This is a genomic window from Herbiconiux daphne (genome assembly GCF_024979295.1).
GTDB classification, from domain to species: domain Bacteria; phylum Actinomycetota; class Actinomycetes; order Actinomycetales; family Microbacteriaceae; genus Herbiconiux; species Herbiconiux daphnes.
Genome location: NZ_JANLCJ010000156.1, coordinates 1 through 1,039 on the forward strand (window position 1 = coordinate 1; position 1,039 = coordinate 1,039).

General features: G+C 46.5%; 1 protein-coding gene. It reads left to right on the forward strand.

Going from position 1 to position 1,039, the window contains the following annotated elements; translation table 11 throughout:
- Window positions 1-75 precede the first annotated feature (75 nt).
- A partial coding sequence (locus N1032_RS23735) for an amidoligase family protein (RefSeq protein ID WP_259542843.1) occupies window positions 76-1,039 on the forward strand: 964 nt, incomplete at its 3' end.

Consider the following 1,039-nt stretch of genomic DNA (forward strand, 5'->3'; position numbering starts at 1 on the left):
ACTATTTAAGTATATCTTCGAGAGTCAGATCCAACCTGAGTTTCCCCCATACACTATGGTAGAGGTACAGTCGGTATGACAACCGTAGCATCAACGTTTGACCATAACTCTCCTCCGAGAGCGAATCCACATCCTAACTTGGCTTACAACAGCCACGTTGGTATTGAGTTGGAAATCGAAGAATGCACTTACATCGACCTCCCGTTCTGGGATTGCAAGGAAGATGGCAGTCTTCGTAATGGCTGCGAACTGGTGTGTTCTCAACCGTATGCTGGTGAAACTTTGTATCAAGCAATCGAAGCTCTCGCTGAAAATGTGGGAGCATCTTCTGCTCAAGGTACATGGCGTTGTTCGACGCATGTGCATCTGGACGTTCGTGATCTGGAAGCCCCTGCACTTAAGAAACTGATTCTGGCGTACGCATTCTATGAAAAAGTCCTCTTCAAGTGTAGTGGATTTCACCGTTATCGTTCAAACTTCTGCCCTGCTTTCGCTGTCGTGCAGCAACAGATTTTCAACGTGTCAACAGCTTTTAATAGCAATGGTGAACGGTTCTTTACCCAACTCCTCCGAGGATGGGACAAGTACACAAGCCTTAACCTTCTGCCTTTACGTGAATTTGGATCTGTGGAATTCCGTATCAGCGAGCCGAAATGGAAACGCACCAACGTTCTCAATTTGGTAAACCGCTATCTTGTGCTCAAGAAACTGGCAGTAGAAAATGCAGGAATGAGCAACCAGGAGTTCGTTGAATACCTGCGTTCCGTAGCATTTGAACCAATGCTTCCATATCTTCCGTTTGATTACAACCCAGACCCAGAGGATTTGGAACTTGGTTGGCAAGTAGCCAATGACATTCTTGCTACACGAGCAAATGGCGTAGAAGTGCATCAGCGCGTCCGTGACAGTGCTACAGGTGAAGATGGTAGTGTGGTAGTACCCCTGTCTGAATTGGGGCACTGGAGAGCTTATATGCAGTATGTGTATAACTCTACTAGTCGTTGGGCACAACGCAACATCAGTGATATTACTGGTGAAG